The 5,360-nt window shown below is 52.8% G+C and carries 9 protein-coding genes; 7 read left to right on the forward strand and 2 right to left on the reverse strand.

The window, feature by feature from the left end; genetic code table 11:
* The first annotated feature begins 152 nt into the window (after positions 1-152).
* The 6 genes from EU557_RS25235 (at position 153) to EU557_RS25260 (ending at position 3,802) form a co-directional block, all read left to right on the forward strand.
* A complete protein-coding gene (locus tag EU557_RS25235; protein WP_110980633.1) occupies positions 153-440 on the forward strand; it encodes a hypothetical protein in 288 nt (95 codons plus the stop codon).
* Positions 441-654: 214 nt separating this feature from the next.
* Positions 655-1,920, forward strand: coding sequence for a MobV family relaxase (gene mobV, locus EU557_RS25240; protein ID WP_162303746.1), 1,266 nt, complete (start codon positions 655-657; stop codon positions 1,918-1,920).
* A 376-nt stretch (positions 1,921-2,296) separates the two neighbouring features.
* Positions 2,297-2,905, forward strand: coding sequence for a hypothetical protein (locus EU557_RS25245; protein WP_110980634.1), 609 nt, complete (start codon positions 2,297-2,299; stop codon positions 2,903-2,905).
* Positions 2,906-2,911: 6 nt separating this feature from the next.
* Entirely contained in the window at positions 2,912-3,121 is a 210-nt protein-coding gene (locus tag EU557_RS25250) for a hypothetical protein (protein ID WP_123823422.1), read from the forward strand.
* Between the two features lie 15 nt (positions 3,122-3,136).
* The gene (locus EU557_RS25255) at positions 3,137-3,544 is read left to right on the forward strand and encodes an STAS/SEC14 domain-containing protein (RefSeq protein ID WP_110980635.1); all 408 of its coding nucleotides are present in this window, start codon (positions 3,137-3,139) and stop codon (positions 3,542-3,544) included.
* A gap of 36 nt (positions 3,545-3,580) precedes the next feature.
* Complete coding sequence (locus EU557_RS25260; protein ID WP_110980629.1) at positions 3,581-3,802, forward strand: antitoxin VbhA family protein; 222 nt, start codon at positions 3,581-3,583, stop codon at positions 3,800-3,802.
* A gap of 109 nt (positions 3,803-3,911) precedes the next feature.
* Here EU557_RS25260 and EU557_RS25265 read toward each other — a convergent pair whose 3' ends face one another.
* The gene (locus EU557_RS25265) at positions 3,912-4,373 is read right to left on the reverse strand and encodes a hypothetical protein (RefSeq protein ID WP_135533206.1); all 462 of its coding nucleotides are present in this window, start codon (positions 4,371-4,373) and stop codon (positions 3,912-3,914) included.
* A 112-nt stretch (positions 4,374-4,485) separates the two neighbouring features.
* Between EU557_RS25265 and EU557_RS25270 the strand changes: the two genes are divergently transcribed.
* Complete coding sequence (locus tag EU557_RS25270) at positions 4,486-4,788, forward strand: hypothetical protein (RefSeq protein WP_110980631.1); 303 nt, start codon at positions 4,486-4,488, stop codon at positions 4,786-4,788.
* Positions 4,789-4,913: 125 nt separating this feature from the next.
* On the opposite strand, the gene EU557_RS25275 is transcribed toward EU557_RS25270, so the two are convergent.
* On the reverse strand, positions 4,914-5,138 hold the full coding sequence (locus EU557_RS25275; protein ID WP_110980632.1) for a hypothetical protein: 225 nt from the start codon (positions 5,136-5,138) through the stop codon (positions 4,914-4,916).
* Between the last annotated feature and the right edge of the window lie 222 nt (positions 5,139-5,360).

Consider the following 5,360-nt stretch of genomic DNA (forward strand, 5'->3'; position numbering starts at 1 on the left):
GGTATATATAATCGCAATTAAATGCAATGGAGCATAATACTTATTACGGGTAAGAATTGTACTTTTGACCTATGGTGATGCAGTGTCAAAAATGCGGAAAGGCGTACGAGCCAAAGCGTCGAGGGGGTAAATTCTGTTCGACTTCATGCCGGGTGGTGCAGCACCAGCTCGTCAAGCGGGGCCGCCTCTACGTGAATCCGAACACGGGCGACGAGGTGTACTTGGCGAACAAGCTGGCCACGATTGAGCGGACCGCGCAGCAGACCTTGGTGGCCGTGCAGGACCTACCCGCTGAACAAGCGCTGGTGGAGTTACGCAAGCTCGTGCAAGGATGGGCTGGGGTAGCGCAGAACAGTGTTATCGAGCGCATCCTACGGCACGACCGGAAGGAGCGCGAGACCAACTATGAAGCCTACCGAGCGCGAACAGGTCTGTATTAGCGTTAGTGTAAGCGTTAGTGTGCCTCGTTTAGCGTAAGTAATAAGCGTAAGCAATTCCTTTTAATATGCCTCTTAGCGTAAGTAATAAGCGTAAGCGAACGGTGCAGGATAAACACCGGTATAACCCACTATACCGGACTACGTCCGGTGTGGGGCCTGCAGCCTGCTCTACGCGGTTTGAGTTCTTTCTTTCTCTTTTGTTCCCCACTGCCCCATGCCCTATGCCATCCTACGCGTAGAGAAAATTAAGACCGCTCAGCAAGGCGCCGCCCGCACGGCGCACAACTACCGTCTGCGCGAAACGCCCAACGCAGACGCTGAACGCAAAGACCTTAACCACGAGTATTTCAACCCCGCCCAGCGTAACTATTGGGAGCTGGCTACCGAGCGCATTCAGGAGGCCGGAGCCAAGGTGCGACCGGATTCAGTGCGAGCGATGGAAGTAATTCTAACGGCCAGCCCGGAGGTATTCAAGAAGGATGCTCAGGGGCAATCGGTGGACATGCGGGGAAGCAAGTGGGCGGAGGCCAATGTTGCATTTCTCCAAGCTAAGTTTGGCAAGGAGAATGTGGTTGCGATGAGCTTGCACCAGGACGAGCTAACGCCGCACTTTCAAGCTATCGTGGTGCCTATCACGGCAGACGGGCGGCTCTCGGCAAAGGATTTGTTTAACCCGAAGACCTTGCGCGCTCTACAAACCGAGTACGCCCAGGCCATGAAGCCGTTCGGACTGGAGCGGGGAGTGGAGCATAGCCGAGCCAAGCATGAGACGATGCGCCACGTGTACGGGGCCCAGGAGCGCAGCCGGGGCGAAGTAGGGGAGCTAAGCACCCCGATGCCCGCCCAGCGCCTGAGCATTGAGGGGCCGGGGCCGCTTGACCTGGTGAATCTGAGCCGGTGGAAAGCTGAGCAGGAGGCGAAGCTGAACGCGGAACTGACCCGGCAACTCGCTGCGGCCAACGAACGGGCCGAGAAGGCGGCTAAGATTGCGCAGGACAGCAGCACGGCCCGCGACCGAGCGCAGACCCTGCGCCGGCAATTGGCGAGCGTAGAGGGCACGAAAGCGACCGCGTTGGGGGAGCGGGACTTCTTCCAGGATGCGGCCACGCGGGCGGCCGTGTGGGCGGCCCAGGGAGAAACCCCACCAGCAGAGGTACTGGCTTTAGGTAGCCAGGTGCGGGCCGAGGAACAAGCCAAGCTGGAAGACCAGGTAGCGCAGCTCTTGAAAGCGCCCATGCGGAAGGTGAGTGACCTAACCGAGCAGTTGCGTCGTCTGCCGGGCTACGACTACCAGCAGGACCCGGACACCAAACGCAGCCAGCTCCGCCACCTCGAGACCGGAAGCCGGTTTGCGCTGGGCGAACTGAAGCCAGGGGGAGTACCACTGAAGCAAGCGTATGAGCAGGCCGTGCAACGCACCCAGCAGCGAGACCTAGTCCGAAGTAGAGAGCAAAGCCGAGATGGTGGAATGAGCATTTGAAAAGAAGTTAGTCTGCGAACGGCGCGACGGTGGTTACGAAGTGGCAACAGGAATTGCATTCCTGTTGCCTACTTCGTAAGAGTTAAGAGCGGTTTTTTGAAGTGTTCTGATAATCAGCAAGTTATGAAGGTTGGAGTTTTAACTTCTAAAACACCTGTTTTAGAAGTTAAAACTCTCAGTAAAAAAATAATTGTACTTTTTTTATAAAGCCATTTGTTAGAGACATTAAAAAAAGCCTAGAAGTAAAACTTATAGTTTTACTTCTAGGCAGTTAAAATAAAACTATAAGTTTTAAGAAGATACAACCAAAAGTTTTACTTTTGCCCTCATCAGGTAAAACTTTACGTTTTACTTAACGCTCAAAATTCATGCTTTTATGGCTTCTCCTGATTGGTATAAGAAACTCACAGACTACCCTTCGAATAAGCAAAATCCGTTCTTGGAACAGACCATAGCAGAGATGAAGGTTAGTGTAAAGCGTCAGACCATACGCCCTAGAAAGGGCAGTGGAGGGGACGCCAGCTTAATGGTCGTAGATAGCCTAGGAGAGCAACATGCTAGTGCTACTTTCATTCGGGAGATTGAAGTAGACCAAGGGCAATTCACCAAGATTTACCATGATGGTTTAGCTATGCGCAGTGGCCTAAGCGCAAGAGGCAAAAAGGTCTTCGAATATGTTTGTCATCAACTAGAACCGGGCAAAGGCACCATTCACTTTATGCTATCTCAATGCATGGAGTTTACAGGATATAAGTCCAAAGCAAACGTAATCAGTGGTTTAGGCGAGTTGTTAGAAGCTGATATTATTGCTCGTAGCACCGAATCCAGCCTGTATTTCATCAACCCCATTGTCATGTTTAATGGCAATCGACTTACCTTCGCTAAGAGCTACATTAAGAAGAAGTTAGTGGAAAAAGGGAAGCAGCAGCTTGAATTTGGTTTTACTCCTTTCGACACGCTACGCGAATTAGACCGCTCTGAATAAGCGACAATGAAAAAGACCGAAATAAGCTCACGTGATGCCTTTCGCATGAGAATGGCAGGCCAACTAGCCGAGAACATCTCTCAGCAACTAGGACAACCAGTCCCACAAAGGCTTCAAACACTAATTGCTCATTTTCAGACTAATAGACTATCTGCTGACCAGTTCAAAATGCTATTAGAAGACTGGGACAACGAACTGGACAGTAAAGGAGATTAATGCTTCCTTTGTGGCATGGTAAAAGAATACAAATCAGCCTTGGGTAAAGTCTATCTTACAATTGAGACAGACACGGAAAACCGCTGGATTTTCACCGACTGGCAAGGGTATTTGACGGCTGAGAACATCAAAGTTGGGGCAAAGGCCTACGTTGACGCCCTGGCAAAAGCGGGTTTTTCGTGTGTGCTCAACGATACTCGTTCCGTGCGGGGGCCCTGGGACCACTCGATGGAGTGGGTGCTGAATGAATGGGCGCCTAGTGCGGCCCGGGCCGGGTTGCGTCACTTCGCCATGATTACCACCCCGGAAACCCTGGCGGATAGCTCAAACGCGACGTTCTACGCGCAGCTCACCGCCTTTGAGGCCCAACTGTTTGATAACATGGCGGATGCGCGCGACTGGTTACGGCAACAGTGCAGCTAGCCATCCGTATTTCTCTTTCACGCTCACCCTACGCTTATGGATACGGAGGAAGACGACCAGGCCCAGCGCCGGGCCATTGTCGCACAAGCCATTGCCAATGTACGCGCCCGTGGCCTTGAGCCCCATCCCCAGGTGTTAGCCCTTTACGAACGATACGCCGCCGGCGAAATCATGCGTGATGAGGTACAGGCGGTTATGCAAGCCCGAGCAGCCGCCATTGAGCAGGGCAATAGGGAACAAAAGGGGAAAAGGGACTAGCTTTGGGGGCTGTTTGAAGCGCAACCGGCTCTGCTGAGGAGCAACCGGCCAGGAATAAAGCAGCCCACAGACACACGTCTGAACGCCTCCTCGACGCATAGGCCGGTACCTAGCGAGGAGGCGTTTTGCTGTTCACTCCCAAGCGCACAGGCCAGCCAATACTCTGCTGACAGCTGCGCAGCCATTCCTCCGCTTCCTGCACGTGGTGAAATATCTGCAGCTCTATTTCGCCGACGACCGGCTCGGGAAAGGTCAGGCTTAAAATATCATGCCCTCTATCAGCCTGCACCACATGGGCCACGTAGCGCAACCCCAACTGCAGGGCATAAGGAAGCCAAGCCCGCTCTAACCATTCCACGGAATCAAACCACGAGCCGTGCAAGCCGACGTTGTCGTTGAGCAAGAAAGGACAGTGAAACGGCCCTGCTTTCATCAAGTAGTTATCGGCCCCGCGCATAGCTTCAATCGCATCCACGTGCCCAGTCCAGGTCGCCCGTATCCACTGGTCGGCTTCCTCAAACGTGAGCGTGCACCGACTGCCATCGGTGTCTTCTAAGAAATTAATCAGCATAGTTCGCACAGTAAATGCGAGCTAATATATCCCCGTCTGCTAGTTATTCCCCGTTCCGGGGATAGGTTTTCGGGCATGACCACGCCACACTGTCTGGTCGTATAGACCCCCTATGACTGCTCCTCATCCCCAGCAACTACTCACGCAGAAAATAGCTACCACGGCCCTAGCTTACTACCGCCAGCTAGAGCCCCTTCCGCCAACAGCCCTGGAGCTGGCTACGTGGTTTGATGCGTTAGCCGCGCCTACTCGGCTGCAAATGCATACGCTCGGGCTGCAGGCCTGCCTGCGTTTGCCCGTTTTTAAACGCTACGTCTTAGAAAAGCGAGGGTATTCCATGCCCGCATACATGGGCCTGCACTTAGCGCCTGACGAACTGGTGCAGTGGGTGGATGACGACGAAGCGAGGACGTAAGCGAAGCAGCTTATTTTAGCATATAACAAAAATGAAATATATACTAAAATGGGCCTTGTAGGGCCTATATGACCAGACAGTGTGGCGTGGTCATGCCCGAAAACCTATCCCCGGAACGGGGAATCCTACTGGGGCTGGTTATACACGTCGGGTAGTATTTGGGGGGCATCGCGTAGGGCACAGACCTCTTCCCAGCTGAGTTCGCCCGCTACATACTGCCCATAGAGGCGATGCACATAGGGAGTGGCCTTTTTGACCAGGTCTGGGTTAGTAGCTTTTATTTGTCGGAGCACGTTGGCCCGTTCTGCAGGGGTTTGGGCGTTAGGACCAAATTTGGGGTTGTACGACATAGCAATAGCCTACGGAAAACCGGTTTACAGTACAGCTCTTTCCTCGCAACAGGTTTATTCTTCTCTTCCTTCCTACCCGATTACCGCTGTATAAAGGTATATATAATCGCAATTAAATGCAATGGAGCATAATACTTATTACGGGTAAGAATTGTACTTTTGACCTATGGTGATGCAGTGTCAAAAATGCGGAAAGGCGTACGAGCCAAAGCGTCGAGGGGG

It is taken from the genome of Hymenobacter wooponensis (assembly GCF_004745865.1).
GTDB lineage: Bacteria > Bacteroidota > Bacteroidia > Cytophagales > Hymenobacteraceae > Hymenobacter > Hymenobacter wooponensis.